This is a genomic window from Actinomadura sp. 1N219 (genome assembly GCF_044326405.1).
Taxonomy (GTDB): Bacteria; Actinomycetota; Actinomycetes; order Streptosporangiales; family Streptosporangiaceae; genus Spirillospora.
The window spans coordinates 291,355-307,374 of record NZ_JBIRAY010000008.1; the positions used below are offsets into that span (position 1 = coordinate 291,355).

At 73.2% G+C, this 16,020-nt stretch carries 11 protein-coding genes; 1 reads left to right on the plus strand and 10 read right to left on the minus strand.

What is annotated here, in order from left to right; translation table 11 throughout:
• Positions 1–33: 33 nt before the first annotated feature.
• From ACH35V_RS25020 to pdhA, 10 genes are all read right to left on the minus strand, one after another.
• Positions 34–1,515, minus strand: a complete 1,482-nt coding sequence (locus tag ACH35V_RS25020) for a High-affinity nickel-transporter (RefSeq protein ID WP_395975451.1) — start codon at positions 1,513–1,515, stop codon at positions 34–36.
• Positions 1,512–2,780: a tetratricopeptide repeat protein gene (locus ACH35V_RS25025; RefSeq protein ID WP_395975453.1), complete on the minus strand. Its 1,269-nt coding sequence runs from the start codon at positions 2,778–2,780 to the stop codon at positions 1,512–1,514. The genes ACH35V_RS25020 and ACH35V_RS25025 overlap by 4 nt, the downstream gene beginning before the upstream one ends.
• Positions 2,780–4,336 carry a DUF4331 domain-containing protein gene (locus tag ACH35V_RS25030; protein ID WP_395975455.1) on the minus strand — a complete coding sequence of 519 codons (1,557 nt, stop codon included), beginning with the start codon at positions 4,334–4,336 and terminating at the stop codon, positions 2,780–2,782. The genes ACH35V_RS25025 and ACH35V_RS25030 overlap by 1 nt, the downstream gene beginning before the upstream one ends.
• Before the next feature lie 240 nt (positions 4,337–4,576).
• Positions 4,577–5,662, minus strand: coding sequence for an NAD(P)/FAD-dependent oxidoreductase (locus tag ACH35V_RS25035; RefSeq protein ID WP_395975457.1), 1,086 nt, complete (start codon positions 5,660–5,662; stop codon positions 4,577–4,579).
• Complete coding sequence (locus ACH35V_RS25040) at positions 5,659–6,870, minus strand: pyridoxal-phosphate dependent enzyme (protein ID WP_395975459.1); 1,212 nt, start codon at positions 6,868–6,870, stop codon at positions 5,659–5,661. The genes ACH35V_RS25035 and ACH35V_RS25040 overlap by 4 nt, the downstream gene beginning before the upstream one ends.
• Positions 6,858–10,205: an AMP-binding protein gene (locus ACH35V_RS25045; protein WP_395975461.1), complete on the minus strand. Its 3,348-nt coding sequence runs from the start codon at positions 10,203–10,205 to the stop codon at positions 6,858–6,860. Before ACH35V_RS25045 ends, ACH35V_RS25040 begins: the two co-directional genes overlap by 13 nt.
• 13 nt (positions 10,206–10,218) lie before the next feature.
• Complete coding sequence (locus ACH35V_RS25050) at positions 10,219–11,325, minus strand: SDR family oxidoreductase (protein ID WP_395975463.1); 1,107 nt, start codon at positions 11,323–11,325, stop codon at positions 10,219–10,221.
• A 505-nt stretch (positions 11,326–11,830) separates the two neighbouring features.
• Positions 11,831–13,084: a dihydrolipoamide acetyltransferase family protein gene (locus ACH35V_RS25055; RefSeq protein WP_395975465.1), complete on the minus strand. Its 1,254-nt coding sequence runs from the start codon at positions 13,082–13,084 to the stop codon at positions 11,831–11,833.
• Positions 13,081–14,097, minus strand: coding sequence for an alpha-ketoacid dehydrogenase subunit beta (locus ACH35V_RS25060; RefSeq protein WP_395975467.1), 1,017 nt, complete (start codon positions 14,095–14,097; stop codon positions 13,081–13,083). The genes ACH35V_RS25055 and ACH35V_RS25060 overlap by 4 nt, the downstream gene beginning before the upstream one ends.
• Before the next feature lie 10 nt (positions 14,098–14,107).
• A complete protein-coding gene (gene pdhA, locus ACH35V_RS25065; protein WP_395975469.1) occupies positions 14,108–15,211 on the minus strand; it encodes a pyruvate dehydrogenase (acetyl-transferring) E1 component subunit alpha in 1,104 nt (367 codons plus the stop codon).
• Between the two features lie 131 nt (positions 15,212–15,342).
• On the opposite strand from pdhA, the gene ACH35V_RS25070 reads away from it, so the two are divergent.
• Positions 15,343–15,975 carry a GntR family transcriptional regulator gene (locus tag ACH35V_RS25070; RefSeq protein ID WP_395975471.1) on the plus strand — a complete coding sequence of 211 codons (633 nt, stop codon included), beginning with the start codon at positions 15,343–15,345 and terminating at the stop codon, positions 15,973–15,975.
• Positions 15,976–16,020: the final 45 nt, after the last annotated feature.

Consider the following 16,020-nt stretch of genomic DNA (forward strand, 5'->3'; position numbering starts at 1 on the left):
TACTTCGCGGTCGGAGCCGTCCTGGATCGGCGTTCACAGGACGAGACTGCGCAGCGTGAGCCCGACACCGAGGACGACGACCGTCGCGGACGTCCCGATAGGCATCATTCCGGAGGGGAGCCGCGCCCGCTTGGCCAGAATGCGCCGCCGTCCGGTCAGCATTCGGCGCGCGAGGACGCGGCCCGAGCCGGCGACGAGAAGGCCGACCGTCACGAGCGCGGCGGCCAGGCCGAGCCCGTACGCGAGGACGAGGACGATCCCGAACCACATCCGTCCGATCGCCGCGCCGCCGACCAGCACCACCACCGCGGACGGGCTCGGGACCATGCCGCCCGCCAGCCCCAGCAGCACCACCCCGCCGCGCCGCGAGCCACGATGATCATGCCCGTGCTCGTCCGAATTCCCATGCCCGTGGCCATGCCCGTGGCCGTGCCCATGTCCGTGGCCGTGGGCGTGGTGGTGGCGGTTTTGCAGGGCGCGGCGGAGCAGTAGGGCTCCGGCTGCCGTGACGAGGACGCCGCCGGCCGCGCCGAGCCAGGGGAACAGCGCGTCGGGTGCGAGGAGCGTCCCCGTCGTCACGAGCAGGCCGAGGACGAGCACGCCCGCGGTATGCGTCGCGGTGACGGTCAGGCCGAGGGTGAGGATGTCCCGGGTCCGGTTCCGGCTCTCGCCGATCGCGTGCGCCGCCATGATCGTCTTGCCGTGCCCGGGGGCCAGCGCGTGCAGCGCGCCGAGCGCCAGCGCGACCAGGAACGCGAGGACGGCGAAGCCGGGCGTGAGGTCGTGCCGCGCGACCAGGGACGTGAACCGCTGCGTGAGCCCGTCCGCGCCGCGCGGCAGCAGCCGCTCGGCCCCGCCGCCCGACCCGACCCCGGACGCGGGCCCGGACCCCGCCCCGGACGCCGGCCCGGACGCCGGCCCGGACGCCGCGAGCGGCGGGCCGCCCGGGCGCACCGTGAGGGTCGCCGAACGCTGGTCGAGCGGCGAGGCGAGCATGTCCTCCGGGTAGGCGGTGAGCCGCCCGCTGCGGGACGAGCGCGGCACATCGGACGCGGACAGCGTCATCCGGTCGCCCCGCGCCGTGATCTCCCGCCAGCCGACCCGCCCGTCCGCCGCCGCGCCGTCCCGGAACGAGATCGTTCCGGGTCCGGTGGGCGCGGTGATCCGGCATTCGGTGCGGAGCGTCGGCAGCCCCGCCTGGCCGGGCGGGGCGGTCGCGGACGCCGCTGCGACGGTCGCGGTCACGGCCCGCCCGTCCACCGTGATGCGGAACGACATGGCCGCGCGCCCGCAGACGCCGTCCGCCCACGCGCCGAGTTCGGCGGCGGACGGACGGCCGTCCCCGTCGGCGTCCACGTCCGGCAGGGCCTGCGCGGCGGGGATCTCCGCGAGGTCCTCGACGTGGTCGATCCGCAGTTCGTGCGGCGCCGCGACGAGCCCGTCGTAGTGGTTCACGCTGAAGTTGCCCAGCGGGTGCGCGGCGACCAGCCCCGCCGCGAGCGCGTAGGCGATCATGATGCGTCCTCCAGGTCACGTCCCCCGCCCGGACGCTCGCCGAGCACCTTCTCGATCGCGCGCAGGTGGGCGCGGAACTGCGGGCGGCGATATCCCGTCGCCACAGCCTGGCGGGCGTAGGGGAGCGCCTCCTCGTCCCGTCCGTTGACGTGCAAGGCCCAGGCCAGCGCGTCGGCCGCGTGGACGCCGCACTGCCGCGCCTTGCCTGAACGCGGGCCCGGGCAGCGCCGGTCGTATTCGGCGCGCGCCGCGCGCAGCGCGGCCTTCGGATCGCCGTGGTCGGACTCGAACAGCGCCGTCTCCAGATCCGCGTCGACGCCGTTGGCCTTGGCGATCCGGGACCATGCGGCCGCGACCGCGTACTGCCGTCTCGCCTCGTCCGGACGTCCCGCCGACTCCAGCAGCTCCCCGTATTCGGCGAGGTACTCCGGCAGCGGCAGCCGCCGGACGATCTCCGCCCGGTCGGCGAGCGCCCCCTTCACGTCGCCCCGCGCCGCACGGGCGCGGGCCTGCCCGTCCAGGGCGGGCAGGTGTCCGGGCGACACCCGCAGCGCTTCCGCGTATTCGCGCCCGGCCCGGTCGAGGTCGCCGTCGTTCCAGGCGAGCTCGCCGAGCTGTGTCGCGATGAAGGCGCGGTCGCCCGGCTCGGTGGCGGAGGCGAGGGCCAGGTCCAGCACCCGCCGCGCCTCCCGGACCTCCCCGCGCAGCTCCCGCACGTACGCGAGCCGCGTGAAGATCGGAATGCCGGGGCGTTTGAGGTCCGCGTTCTCCGCCGCCTCGAGCGCGTCGTCGTAGCGGCCGAGCTCGACCAGCGCGTCCACCCGGACGGCCGCCGCACGCTCCCCGTACGGGTTCGCCTTCAGCGCGCCGTCGGCGTACCGCAGCGCGGCGTGGAAGTCGTGCCGGGCCGCCGCCAGCGCGCCCTGCCCGGCCAGCGCCGTGTCGTTGCCCGGGGACTCCCGCAGCGAGCGCCGCAGGACGCCCTCGGCCTTCGGGTAGTACGTGGTGTCGCCGGTCACCCGGGCCTTCTCCACGTACGCGAACCCGAGCGCCGCCCACCGGGCCGCGTCGCGCGGCTGCCGGCGGAGGTGCTGCTGCAGCCCCTCGATGCTCGCGGGCGTGAACCCCGAGGCCGGGGCCCCGGCCACCGAGGACCCGGTCGTGGCCGACGTGCCGGATGAGCGGACGGGGGCGACCGCTGCTCCGAACGTCAGTACCGCGACCAGGCCGGCGGCCGAGACCCCGGCGATAAGCGGACGGCGCATCAGACCTCGAGCCGCCCGGTGACGGGACGCCTGCGCCGCCACCACAGCAGCCCGCCCGTCAGCATGAACGCCGCACCGCCGGCCAGCGCCGCCGCGGGCAGCGCACCGGTCAGCGCGGACCCGTCGTCCTCGTCCGCGATGCCCTCGGAGGCGCCCGCGTTGAGGAAGCTCATCGGCTTCCCGTCCGCGCCCTTGCGGGCGGCCCCGCCGGATGCCTTGGCGGGGGTGCGGCCGCGGGCGTCGGTCCCGGACCTGGGCTGCGCCACGTACGGGAACGCCTTCTCGAACGGGAGGTCGTTGGCGTTGACGGCGTCGCCCAGGTCGTTCTTGCTGCCGAGCAGCTCGCCCTCGGCGACCTGGAGGATGATGTCGGTGACGTCGTCGGTGAGCCGCCGCCCGTTCGGGAAGCCCTGGTTGTCGCCGTTCAGCACGGCGAGCCGGTCCGGCTTCGGAGTCGGCTTGATCGAGGTGTTGAGCCGCAGCAGCTCGGCCGGCCGCACGTTCTTCGGCTGGTTCAGCCCCGGCACGCCGGTCAGGAACGCCTGGACGAGGTCCTTGCGCGGCGTCGCCGGCGCCGGGATCTTGTAGAGCTGCTCGATCAGCTTCGGCACCTCGGGCTCGAGGACGAACTGCGCGAACTGCGCGTCCGCCCACGGGTTGGACGCGTTGAACGTGTCCTTCTTCCCGCGCGGGATGACGACCTCGTTCACCAGCGACGCGCCGAGCCGGGAGACCTGCGTGTAGTCGCCCGAGGCGGTCTGCCGCTGCACGGTCGAGTACACGCCGATCACCGGATCCTGGGCCGTGACCAGGTCCTTCGTCGGCACCTGGACGGCCAGGGTGTTCACGTTGTAGCCGCTGACGGTGTCGTCGCCGACCTCGGAGAGGTCCCCCCCGAACAGCAGGTTGAAGATCTGCAGGTCGATGAAGAAGGAGTCGTCGGCCTGGCCGGCGAACGCGGTGGACCCGCTGCCGAGCTGCTTGATCGCCTGCTGGCGCAGCACCGGGTAGTTCGGCATGGACGCCTTGCCCACGTTGGACGGCGCCACGGGCGCGTTGTCGGCGAGCTTGCTGACGCGGGTCACCTTGCCGCCGGTCTGCCGGATCAGCGTCAGGTCGTAGGTCTGGGTGAAGTTGAGGTCGGGGTCGTCCAGGCTCGTCACCGGCCCGGTGTTGTAGAGGAAGGTGTTCCCGTTCTTCAGGAAGTCGTTGAACTCGAACCGGTAGATCAGGTCCGGCTGCGCGTCGCCGTTGTTGTCGACGTTGAAGTCGTAGCGGGCGTCCCGCGCGAACTTGTAGAAGTTGGGCCCGCCGGCCGGGTCCTCGAAGGGGATGAAGTTGGCGACCAGTGTCGTCGTGTCCGGCTTGTCCGGACTGACGAACGCGTACACGTCGGTGTTGTCGTATTGCGGCTGCCCCGAGATGAGCGGGGCCTCGCGGTGGCTGGACGCCTCGCCCGGCTTCGGCGCCAGCCCGAGGAGCCCGCTGGTGACCAGCAGCCCTCCGGCGGCGACCAGCGCGGCGACGCGTGTCCTGAGCGGATGGATTGTCGGCATTCTGCATTCCCCTACCGGTGTCCGGATGCCGTCGCGGCGGCGCCGTTCCGTGGCGCTGGGCTTGGAGTGCCGCGGCGCCGGATCGACCGGTTCCTTCGCCATGCCCGCCACTACTTCGCGGCCGTCCGGCGATCTGATTGCCGCTGTCCGCATACGGCCACGCCCGAACCTCGCCGCCATGCCGCCGCCGGTGCCGCCACCTGGCGCACGTCTCCAGCGGACGCAGGCGGGGGTCGGGCGTCAGTGGGATTTGGCCGCTGGACGGTGGGGTTTCAGTTGGGGCGGAACCCGGCCGGTGGTGATCTCTTCGGCCAGCAGGCGGCCGACGAGGGGCGCGAGGATGATCCCGCTGTGGGTGACGGCCTCGTAGTAGCCGGGGAGTTCGGGGACGCCGCCGATGCTCGGGTAGCCGCCCTGCGGGAGGACGCGGTGCCCCGTGCCGAAGCCGATGCCGGTGGCCGCGGCCAGGCCGGGAAGGATCCCGGCGGCCCGGGACACGAGGTCGCCGGTGAGGTCGCGGGCGTCCCGGCCGCCGGCGAGGGCCCGGTCGACCTGGTCGGAGCGGATCATCACGCGGCCGGGGCCGTCCGGGCGGATCGAGACCTCCGGGGTGTGGACGATGCGGCGCAGATGGGAGCCGGGGGTCGTGGCGGTGAGGAGGAGCCCCGGGCTCCGCGTCAAGGTCAGGGACGACCCGGCGGACGCCGCGAGGGCTGCGGCGCCCTGGCCCGCGGCGTTGACCACGATGTCGGCGGGGACGTCCTCGCCGCCGGCTGTGGTGACGACCCAGTGGGAGGACGTGCGGGCGAGGCGGGCGACGGAGGTCCCGGGACGGATCTCGGCGCCGTGCCGCACCGCCCGGTCGAGCAGGTGCAGGGTCAGCGCGACCGCGTCCACCCAGACCTCCGCGGGTGCGTGCAGGACGCGGCCGGGGAGCCGGGCCGCCATGCCCACGTCGGGGGCGGCCTCCCAGGCGAGGGGGTATCCCCAGGCCCGGAACCGGTCGGCGCGGCGAGCCAGGTCGGCCTCGGCCGCGCCGTCGTCCTCGGCCCCGCCGCCGGCCAGGAGGACGGACCCGCACGCGTGATGCCAGACCGGCAGCTCGGCCTCGGCCGCGAGCGCGGCGTGCTCGGCCATGCCCTCGGCGTTGAGGCGGAAGTAGTCGCGCGGCTCCTTGTCGAAGGCGCTGAGCCGGGCGAACGTGACGGCGGTCGTCCCGCCGGCCGGCCTGGCGGCCTCCAGGACGCGGACGTCCAGCCCCGCGCGCGCCAGGTGGCGGCCGGCGGACGCGCCCATGATCCCGCCGCCGATCACCACCGCCCTCATCGCGCGCTCTCCACGCGCCGCGGCGTCGGGGCGTGCGGCCGGTCCGCGCCGGTGACGACGACCAGGACCGGCGTTTCGGGGGCGATCTCGCCGCGTCCGCGTGCGGCGATCATCCCGGCGAGCGCGGTGGCGCTGCTGTAGCAGGCGTCCAGCCCTTCGAGGTCTTTCAGGAGCCGCCGGGCGGCCTTGATCTCCTCGACGCCGACGGAGGTGATGCGCCCGCCCGTGCCGCGGCACACCGTGTTGACGTACGGATACGACTGGGCGGGATCGCCGCGGAGAATGGCCTCGGCGATCCCGGTCGGGGCCGGTATCCGGTAACGCGAGTCGAACGTGGCGTCGCCGCTGTCGAAGGCGTGGGCCATGGGATTGCAGGTGTCCTGCTGGACGCCGGTGAAGGCGGGAATCTTCGGCAGTCTGCCGAGCATGCGGTATTCCATCGCGCCCTTGTAGGCGCCGAGCAGGCCCATTCCGCTGCTGACGGCTTGGAAGACGTGGTCGGGGGCCACCGGCATGTCGTCGAAGGCCTCCAGATAGGCGAGCTTCAGCCCTTCCCGGCGGCTGGGATTGAAGAAACCGCCTTCGACCCCGATTCCGGCCTCGCGGGCGAAACGGCGGGCGGAGATGTCGGCGGACACGAAGTCCGAGTCGATGACATAGGTCCGGCTGGACGGGTGGTCCTGGTAGTTCAGCCGGTGCAGGAACTGCCGTCCGACGAAGATGTGCAGGGTGAAGCCGCCGAGCAGCCGGGCCGCGCGGGCGAAGGACGTCGAGGTGTTCCCCGTCGAGGCCAGGGCGATCTCCGTGACGCCCAGCTCCGCGAACCGGGCGAGCGCGACGGACGCGACCCGGTCCTTGGTGGACCGGGTCGGGTTGGACGTCTCGTCCTTGAGGAAAAGGGCGTCCATGCCGAGCCGGCGGCCGAGTTCCTGCGCGTGGATGCAGGGCGTGTTGCCCTCGCCGAGCCATCGCAGAACGTCCGGGTCGCGCACGGGGAGAAGGGCCGAATAGCGGCGCAGCGGGTCGTGGGATTCGGAGAACGACGCGATGGACAGATCGTAGATCGCGTCCACGGCGCCCTCGCAGTGCGCGCAGCGGTTGCGGAGCAGATCGTCCTGTTCGGTGCCGCAGATGATGCAGCACCACCGGTAGCCGGGCCCGGTGCCGCAGGACTTGTCGAGCAGTTCCTGGTATTTCAGCTCCAGCATTTGTCCGTCCCTTCGGGGGCCTCGTCCAGCCAGCGGTCCATGGACGATTCGGGATGGCGGCAGCCGGCGGTCACCAGCCGCCGAAAACGGTCGAGCAGGCTGTCGATGCGGGCTTGCGGAAAGACCTCCGGGTCGTATTTGGCGGCTAGCCTGAGCGCGTCCCCGGCGTCGCCTTCGGGCCTCGCGGTCAGCAGGAGGTCGACCGGGAAGCGCTGGCGGACGCGCCCGCCACCGTCCGGGTTGCTGCCGTCCGGGTGGCCGCCGTCCGGGTGGTCGCCGTCCGGGTCGAGGCGCTGGGCCGCGCATCCGTCCAGGTCGAGCGGCGGGACGGCGGGGAGCGTCTCGAAGACGACGAACTGGGACTCCACCATCACGGTCAGCAGGTCGGGGATCTCCTCGCACAGCGCCAGCACGGGAACCTGGCCGTGCGTCAGCGCGTCCCGGACGACGCCCGCCGTGGAGGCGACCGCGTCGGTGAACGTCCGTCCGGGCGGCGCGTCCACGCGGAGGAGCACGGGGTTGAGCAGGAGCCCGACCATCCGGTCCGCTTCGGGTGTCTCGCGCGCCGCGTTCAGCGTGAGCAGCCGGACGTCCCGGTCGCCGGTGTCGAGGGCGAGCAGCCGGGCGAGCGCCGCCAGCAATACGGCGAATACAGAGGCCCGGTTCCGTCGCGCGAGACCGGTCAGGGCGGCGGTCTCCTCGGCCGTCAGCAGCACGGTGGCCGACATCGTCGGACGGCTCCCGGGTGCGGGGCGCCGGTCGGTCAGGCGGATGGGGGAGGCGTGCGCCGCCTGCCTCGTCCAGTAGCGCAGCGCCGAACGGTGGGGCTCGGCGCGCCGCCAGCCGGTGCCGGCGAAGAACGTCTCGTCGGTGCGCCGCATGAGGTCGCCGTAGCCGGACGGCGGCCCGAGCGCGGCGGCCCGGCCGCCGACGGCAGCGTTGTACAGCTCGGCCAGCTCGCCGGCGATCACGGTCATGGACGAGGCGTCCGCCACCAGGTGATGGGCGCGGATCACCAGCAGATGCTCGATGGGCGAGGCGCTGGTCAGCTCGACGGCGAGGACCCGTCCCGCCTCCGGATCGAGCGGCCGCGCCGGGCTGCCGGCGGAGCCGCCGGCGGAGTGGTGGACGAAGGCGTCCGCGACGCGGTCGAGCACGATCTGATGCCCGTCGGACGCGCCCAGCAGCACCCGCGTCCGCAGTGCCTCGTTCCGTTCGATCAGCCGGTCGACGGCCGTCGCCAGGGCGGCGGTGTCGAGCCGTCCGGTGATCCGGTACTGGAGGGACAGGGCGAAGTCGGGATGCCGCGCGCCGCCCGGACGCCGGTAATGGTCGATGTACCAGAACACCGTCTGGGCCGGAGCCAGCGGCAAGGGCCGGGAATGGTCGGGAGGCCGTACCGGCGCCGCAGGAGTGGGGGCGGCGGACGGGCGTCCCGCGTCGATGAGGGCCGCGACCTTCCGCACGGTGGGGGCGGCGTACATGGTCCCGGACGGCGGCGCGGAGCCGAACAACCCGGCCAGCTTCGCCGTGCAGCGGGCCGCGAGCAGCGAGTTCCCGCCGAGTTCGAGGAAGTCGTCGGTGACGCCCACCCGGTCGACGCCGAGCAGACCGGCCCAGAGCGCGGCGATCGACTTCTCGGTCTCCGATTCCGGCGGGACGTACGGGGTGCTCAGATCGGGGCGTGTCCGGCGGGCGGACGGCGGCGCGGCGGACCCGCCATGGCCGGGGCTCACCGCCAGAAGCGGGGCGGGGGAGTCGAGCAGCGCCTTCCGCTCGATCTTGCCGAAGTCGCTGCGCGGGATCTCCTCGACCCGGTACAGCGCGTCGGGGACCTTGAAGTAGGACAGCCGGTCGCGGCACGCGGCGAAGATCCGTGCCGCGTCCAGGCCGCCCGGGTCGGGGACGAGGAACGCCACCGGAACCTCGCCGAGGATCTCGTGCGGTTGCGCGGCGACGGCGGCGTCCGCGACGCCCGGCACCGTCCGCAGCACCTCCTCGACCTCGGCCGGCGCGATGCTCTCCCCGCCTCTGCGGATCAGGTCGCCGATCCGGCCGCCGATGGTGAGGAAGCCGTGCTCGTCCGTCCGGCCGAGGTCGCCGGTGCGGTACCAGCCGTCGCGCAGCCGCCGCTCCGTCTCCGCCGGGCGGTCGTGGTAGCCGGTCATGACGCCCGGACCGCGGACCCAGACCTCGCCCTCGCCGCCGCCGACGCCCGCGTCGCGTCCCGTCGCCGGGTCGACGAGGCGTACCGCGACGCCGGGCACGGGCGGGCCCGCGGACCCGGGCGCGCGGCGGCCGGACAGCCGGTTCATCGCGACCGGCCCGGACGTCTCCGTGCAGCCGTAGCCGCCGATGAGCGGCATGCCGAACGTCCCCTCGAAGGCCGCGCACAGCGCCTCCGTCGCCACGCCGCCGGCGCACAGGCACAGCCGCGGCCGGGCCGGGTCGGGCCCGAACCCGTCCGGGCCCGCCGCACGGACGAGCTGGTGGTACATGGCGGGCACGCCCGCGAGCACGGTGAACGGCTCGTCGCGGAGGGCGGCGAGCACGTCGCAGGGGTCGAATCCGCCGAGGATCCTGGCCGACGCCCCCGTCGCCACCACCCCGTGAAGGCACAGGACGTGGGAGAAGCTGTGCGACAGCGGCAGCGGCCAGAGCAGGCGGTCGCGCTCGTCCAGCCCGAGGATGCCGGTGAAGCAGGCCGCGACCGACCACAGCCTGTTCCGCTGCGTGGACAGCACGCCCTTCGGGCGGCCGCTGGTGCCCGACGTGTAGAGCATCCAGGCGGGGTCGTCCAGGGGGAGGTCGTCGGGGGCGGGGCAGGCGGGCTCCGTCGTGGCGAGGGCCTCGAAGGACATCGATGGGGATGGCGGAGCCTCGTCCCCGATGACGAGCACGGACGGCCCGCCCGCGCCCGGCGCGACCCGCAGCACCTGCTCCAGGTGGGCCGGGTCGGTGACCACCACGGCGGCGGCGCTGTCGCGGAGGAGGTGATCGAGCTCGGTGTCGCTCGCGCGCGGGTTGAGCGGGACGGCGATCGCGCCGGCGCGGACGGCGGCGAGGCAGCTCTCCATCACCTCGACGCAGTCGTCCAGGTAGACGGCGACGCGGCCGCCGCGCCGCAACCCGCATCCGGCACCGGGTTCGGCCCCAGGCGCGGCGCCGGGCCCTACGGGTGTGACGAGATGGCCGGCGAGCCTGCCGGTGCGCCGTTCGAGGTCGGCGTACGTGACGCCCCGCCGGGCGTCGCAGAAGGCGGTCTTGTCGCCGATCCGATGGGCGTGCCCGCGCAGCAGCTCGGGCAAGGGCCGGAGGACGTCGCTCTGCTGCATTTCCGCCCCCTGTTTATGCGCTGGTCTTCGCGACGGGCGCGTGGACGCCGAAACAGAAGCGCAAATACGTCCGGTCTATGGGAGGCGGTGGAGCGAGCCCGGGAGTGCGCTTCTTCAATGTCGAGTCGTCGAAATGGCGGCGGTGGTGGAGATATGGCAGGAATCCGGCTATCCGGCGGTAGAAGACGCGCTCGGCGGCCGTCGGTTCACCCGGCATCGCCGGCGTGATGCGGATCCGCACCGGGCACACGTCCTCCAGCGCCGCCGCGATCGTCCGGATGGGCGCGTCGGCGGGATGCACGACATGGACGGTGGAAACGCCCGCCGCCCCCTCGCCGGACGCTCCGTCGCCGGACGCGATGCACGCCATCGCGTCCGCCGCCCAGTCGACGGGCAGGAGGTTCAGCCGGGCACGGGGATCGCCGCCGAGCCTCAGCACCGTCCGGCCGGCCTTTCCCGGCAGCCTGCTCGCCCCCCGGTAGAAGGTGCTCAGGGTGTGGGAGGGGAGTTCCGGGACGGACCGCGGACCGGGCGGGACGAGCACGCCCGGCCGGAAAATCAGCGCCCGCCTGCCGAGCCGCCCCGCCCAGTCACGGACCAGATTCTCCGCCTCGTGTTTCGACCGCTCGTAGGTGTTCTCGAACCCGTCTCCCGAGCCGTTTCCGTTGACGGGGACGTCGTCCTCGCTGATGTGGCCCTGCCGGGTTCCGGCGACGAACGCCGTGCTGATGTGGCGGAACGGCGTCTCTCGCGGGGCGAGGCTCGCCAGCCGCAGGACGTTCTGGGTTCCGAGGACGTTCGTCCGCCAGACGTGGTCGTCCCGGCCGTGGAGCTCGACGGCCGCCGCGACGTGCCACACCTCGTCGGCGATCCGGGCGAGCCTGCGGTGTTCGAGCCGCGGCAGGCCGAGCAGGGGCTGCCCGATGTCGACCGGGACCACGGTCAGCAGCTCGCCGAGCGGCGCGGGGAGGCGCCCGATCTCCCCGGTCGCGGCGAGGAAGCGTTCGATCCGCTCCCGCCCCGGCGCGCCGCCGGCGTGGGCCAGGACGGTGACGTGCCGTCCCCGGACGAGTCGTTCCCTGACCAGGTGCAGGCCCAGGAAGCCGGCACCGCCCGTCATCACGCATGTCATCGAAGGCGTCCCATCCTCTGGTGATCTTCCGGAGAGGTGTCCGGACCGTGGGCGAACGATGGCTTTAAGCGACGCTAATTTACTATCTGTATTGGGGTGACTACCATGCGTGACATCATAACCGGGCGATGATTTGACGCAAGGTGCGGCGAAAGCGTCCGGGACGGCCGGAGGGTCGCCACACCGCCACCACTGGCTGACGCTCGTCACGGCAGTCGCTGCCGCCGTGATCGCCGGGCTTCGTGGCGCGCGGGTGTCGGCGTCCTGGTCAGCGTCGGTTTCGCAACCGGGACAGGGAGAACCGGCGGGCCGCGCGGCCGGGCGAGGGCCGCCCGCGCCGCGCTCCCGCCGCCGTTCTGGTCGTGTATCGCCGCGACGACATGAATATGGACGGCCCGCGCGGCGACCGCACGCCCGACCGGCCTCACGACCGACGTGGCCGGAGGCCGGATCACACTCAGGCGCTCTGGGTGCTCTGGGCGTTCTGGGTGCTCTAGGCGACGATGAGCAGCGGGTTCTGGAGGAGGGCGGCGAGGCGGTCCAGGAACTTGGCGGCCGTCGCGCCGTCGGTGGCGCGGTGGTCGACCGACAGCGTCAGCGCCAGGCGCTTGCCCGGCACGACCTGGCCGTCGCGGACGACCGGCTCGTCCCGGACCGCGCCCACCGCGAGGATCGCCGCCTCCGGCGGGTTGATCACCGCGGCGAACGAGTCGACGCCGAACATGCCGAGGTTGCTGACGCTGAACGTCCCGCCGCTCATCTCCTGCGGCTTCAGCTTCCCGTCGCGGGCCTTGCCGGCCAGCTCGCGGGTCTCCCGGCCGATCTCCGAGACGCCCTTGCGGTCCGCGTCCTTGATGACGGGGACGAGCAGGCCGTCCTCGACCGCCACGGCGATGCCGACGTGGACGCGCTTGTGGAAGAGCAGGTTCTCCTCGGTGTAGGAGACGTTCACGGCCGGGTGCTCGCGCAGCGCGGTCGCCGACGCCTTCACGATCAGGTCGTTCACGCTGACCTTGACCGGGGCGCGCGCCTCGTTGAGCCGGGCGCGGAAGGCCAGCAGCGGCTCGGCGTCCACCTCGCGGTTGAGATAGAAGTGCGGCGCCTCGCGCTTGCTCTCGGTCAGCCGCCGCGCCGCCACCTTGCGGAAGCGGTTCAGCGGGACGGCCTCGACGTCCGGATCCTCGACGGCCTGCGCCGTGGCAGGGGAGGCCGCGGGCGCGGGCGCCGGGGCGGCGGCCGGGGCCGGGGCCGGGGCGCCGGAACGGATGGCGGACTCGATGTCGGCGCGGACGATGCGTCCACCCGGGCCGGAGCCGTTCAGCGCCGTGAGGTCGATGCCGTGATCGCGCGCCAGCCGCCGCGCCAGCGGCGACGACGGCGGGCGGGACCCGTTGCCCGAACGCGCCACGGCGGCGACCGGAGCCGGAGCAGCCGGCGCCTCCGCGACCGGCTTCGGTTCCGGAGCGGACGCCGGTTCCGAAGCGGCGGCGGCGGGGGCGGGGCTCGCGCCGGCGGCCGTGGCGAGCACGGCGATCGGGGCGCCGATCGCGGCGGTCTCGCCCTCGGCGACCAGGATCTTCTCCAGGACGCCGGCCTCGTACGCCTCGTACTCCATGACCGCCTTGTCGGTCTCGATGTCGACGATCACGTCGCCGACCGCGACCTCGTCCCCCGGCTGCTTCTGCCAGGAGCTGATGACGCCCTCCTCCATCGTGTCGGAGAGGCGCGGCATGAGGATGTCGGTCATCGCGTGGGCTCCAAGGCGAGACGGCCGGTCGCGCGGAGCGTGTCGCGGACGGCGGTGAGCAGCGAGTCGGCGGACGGCAGCGCCGCCGTCTCCAGGGACTTGGCGTAGGGGAGGGGCACCTCGGCCATCGCGACGCGCCGGACGGGGGCGTCCAGCCAGTCGAACGCGCCCTCCTGGATCGTCGCGGCGATCTCGGCGCCGATGCCGTAGGTGAGCCAGTCGTCCTCGGCGACCACGGCGCAGCCCGTCCTGCGGACGGAGTCCACGATGGTCTGCCGGTCGAGGGGGCGGAGGCTGCGCAGGTCGACGACCTCGGCGGAGATCCCGTCGGCGGCGAGCGTCTCGGCGACCTCGGCGGCGACCCGCGCCATCCGCGAGTACCCGATGATCGTGATGTCTGTGCCGGGACGGGTCACGCCGGCGCGCCCGATCTCGGCGGGCTCGATGTCCTCGACAGCCGCGGGCAGCTCGCCCTTGGTGTTGTAGAGGGCGAGGTTCTCCAGGAACAGCACCGGGTCGTCGTCGCGGATCGCGGCCTTCAGCATCGCGGACGCCTCCGCCGGCGTGCTCGGCGCGACGACCTTCAGCCCGGGGATGAACGAGTAGAACAGCTCGACGTTCTGCGAGTGCGTCGCGCCGAGCTGCTGCCCGCCGCCGCCCGGGGTGCGGATCACCATCGGGACGCTGGCCTGCCCGCCGAACATGCCGTAGATCTTCGCGGCGTGGTTGACGATCTGGTCCAGCGCCAGCAGCGAGAAGTTGATCGTCATGATCTCCACGACGGGGCGCAGGCCGAGCATCGCGGCGCCGATCGCGGCGCCGACGAAGCCCTCCTCGGCGATCGGGGTGTCGCGGACGCGGCGCGGCCCGAACTCCTTCAGCAGCCCCTCGGTGATCTTGTAGGAGCCCTCGAAGAGCCCGATCTCCTCGCCCATCAGGAAGACGTTCTCGTCCCGGAGCATCTCGGCGCGGAGCGTGTCCCGGAGGGCCTGGCGGTAGGTCACGGTTGCCATGGGGTGCCTCTCAGGAGCTGAATACCGGGTCGGCGGGCAGGCGGCGGAGCTCGCCCGGGACGGGGGTGGCGTAGGTGTAGTCGAACAGCGTCGAGACCTCGGGGGCGGGGCTCTCGTCGGCGAACGCGGCGGCGGCGTCGACCTCGGCCGTGACCTCGGCGTCGAGCTTGTCGCGGTCGTCGTGGGACAGGACGCCCGCCTCCTCCAGCTCCAGCGCCATCCGGGCGAGGGGGTCGGCGGCCTTGAGGGCCTCCTTCTCCTCCTTGGACCGGTAGCGGGCCGGGTCGACGACCGAGTGGCCCTTCAGCCGGGGGCTCATGGTCTCCAGCAGGTACGGCTTGCGCTCCGACCGGGCACGTTCCACGGCGAGGCGCGCGGCGTCCCGGACGGCGGTCACGTCGGTGCCGTCCACCCGGGCGCTCTCCATCCGGTACGCGGCGCCGCGCCGGTACAGCTCGGGCTCGGCGGCGGAGTTCTCCACGGTCGTGCCCATCCCGAGCCCGTTGTTGATCACGACGAAGACGGCGGGGAGGTCCCAGAGGGCGGCGATGTTCAGCGACTCGTGGAACGCGCCGATCGCGGCCGTCCCGTCGCCCATGTGGCACATGACGACCTCGTCGCCGCCCTTGTAGGACACGGCGAGCGCCGCGCCGGTGGCCAGCGGGACCTGGCCGCCGACGATGCCGTACCCGCCGAGCAGGCGGGCGTCGGCGTCGAACAGGTGCATCGACCCGCCCCAGCCCTTCGACACGCCCGTCGACCGCCCGTACAGCTCGGCCATGACCCGGTCGGCGCCGATGCCTTTGGCGAGGGCGTATCCGTGTTCGCGGTAGTTGGTGAACAGGTAGTCGGACGGGCGCAGCGCGGCCATCAGCCCGACGACCGTGGCCTCCTCGCCGAGGTTCAGATGGCAGTAGCCGCCGATCTTGGCCTCGGTGTAGGCGCGGGCGGCCCGCTCCTCGAACCGTCTGATCAGCAGCATCTGCCGGTAGTAGCCGACGAGCGTCTCGGCGTCGGGGGACGTCGGCGGCGGCACGGGGGTGCTCACCCGGGGGGTCTTGGTGCCGCGCGTTCTCCGGGCGCGGGCCGGAGCGGCCTTCGCGGTCTCAGCCATCGGCGATCTTCCTCTGTCCGGGGCAACGCCGTAGGATCGCCACGACGCTCACCGATCATCATTGATCTATGATCGATCATATTGTATCCGTCAAGAGTCACTTACCGACGCTCCGTCTAACATGTGATGTCGTGAACGCGCCGATCCCCGCACCGCTGCTCCGCACCGGACTCGCCGACCAGATCCGCGAGTTCATCGTGGACGGCATCAGCTCCGGACGCTGGCAACCCGGCGAACGCCTCGTCGAACGCCGCATCGCCGCCGAGCTCGGCGTCAGCCAGGGCCCCGTCCGCGAGGCGCTCCGCCAGCTGGAGGCGCAGCGGCTGATCGAGTCGCTGCCGAACCGCGGCGCCCGCGTCCGCGACTTCACCGAACGCGACCTCGCCGAGATCTTCCCCGTCCGCGCCGGCCTGGAGCGGACGGCCGTGGAGCTGGCCCTGCCGAGTCTCTCCGGCTGCCTGGACGCGCTGGAGGAGCACAACCGGCGACTCGGCGAGGCCGCGCGGGACGGCGACCTCGCCGAGCAGATGCGCCTCAGCATCGCCTTCCACCGCGCGATCGTGGAGTCGGCCGGGAACCGCCTGCTGGTGTCGGTCTGGGAGGGCCTCGGCATCGAGCTGTGGACGACGCTGTCCCTCCGCCTGCACCACACGGAGATCTACTCCAAGTCGGCCGAGCATGCGGAGCTGATCGAGGCGTTCCGCCGCCGCGACCCCCAGGCGCCGCAGCTGCTCCACGACCACGTCATGAACTACGCGCCCTAGCCGTGTAGCTCCGAGGCGCCGTAGCCCCCCGTAGCCCCGAAGCCC

Coding starts and splice junctions, on each gene's coding strand:
- ACH35V_RS25020 (WP_395975451.1), bottom strand. CDS start 1,515: ATGATCGCCTACGCGCTCGCGGCGGGGCTGGTCGCCGCGCACCCGCTG.
- ACH35V_RS25025 (WP_395975453.1), bottom strand. CDS start 2,780: ATGCGCCGTCCGCTTATCGCCGGGGTCTCGGCCGCCGGCCTGGTCGCG.
- ACH35V_RS25030 (WP_395975455.1), bottom strand. CDS start 4,336: ATGCCGACAATCCATCCGCTCAGGACACGCGTCGCCGCGCTGGTCGCC.
- ACH35V_RS25035 (WP_395975457.1), bottom strand. CDS start 5,662: ATGAGGGCGGTGGTGATCGGCGGCGGGATCATGGGCGCGTCCGCCGGC.
- ACH35V_RS25040 (WP_395975459.1), bottom strand. CDS start 6,870: ATGCTGGAGCTGAAATACCAGGAACTGCTCGACAAGTCCTGCGGCACC.
- ACH35V_RS25045 (WP_395975461.1), bottom strand. CDS start 10,205: ATGCAGCAGAGCGACGTCCTCCGGCCCTTGCCCGAGCTGCTGCGCGGG.
- ACH35V_RS25050 (WP_395975463.1), bottom strand. CDS start 11,325: ATGACGGGCGGTGCCGGCTTCCTGGGCCTGCACCTGGTCAGGGAACGA.
- ACH35V_RS25055 (WP_395975465.1), bottom strand. CDS start 13,084: ATGACCGACATCCTCATGCCGCGCCTCTCCGACACGATGGAGGAGGGC.
- ACH35V_RS25060 (WP_395975467.1), bottom strand. CDS start 14,097: ATGGCAACCGTGACCTACCGCCAGGCCCTCCGGGACACGCTCCGCGCC.
- pdhA (WP_395975469.1), bottom strand. CDS start 15,211: ATGGCTGAGACCGCGAAGGCCGCTCCGGCCCGCGCCCGGAGAACGCGC.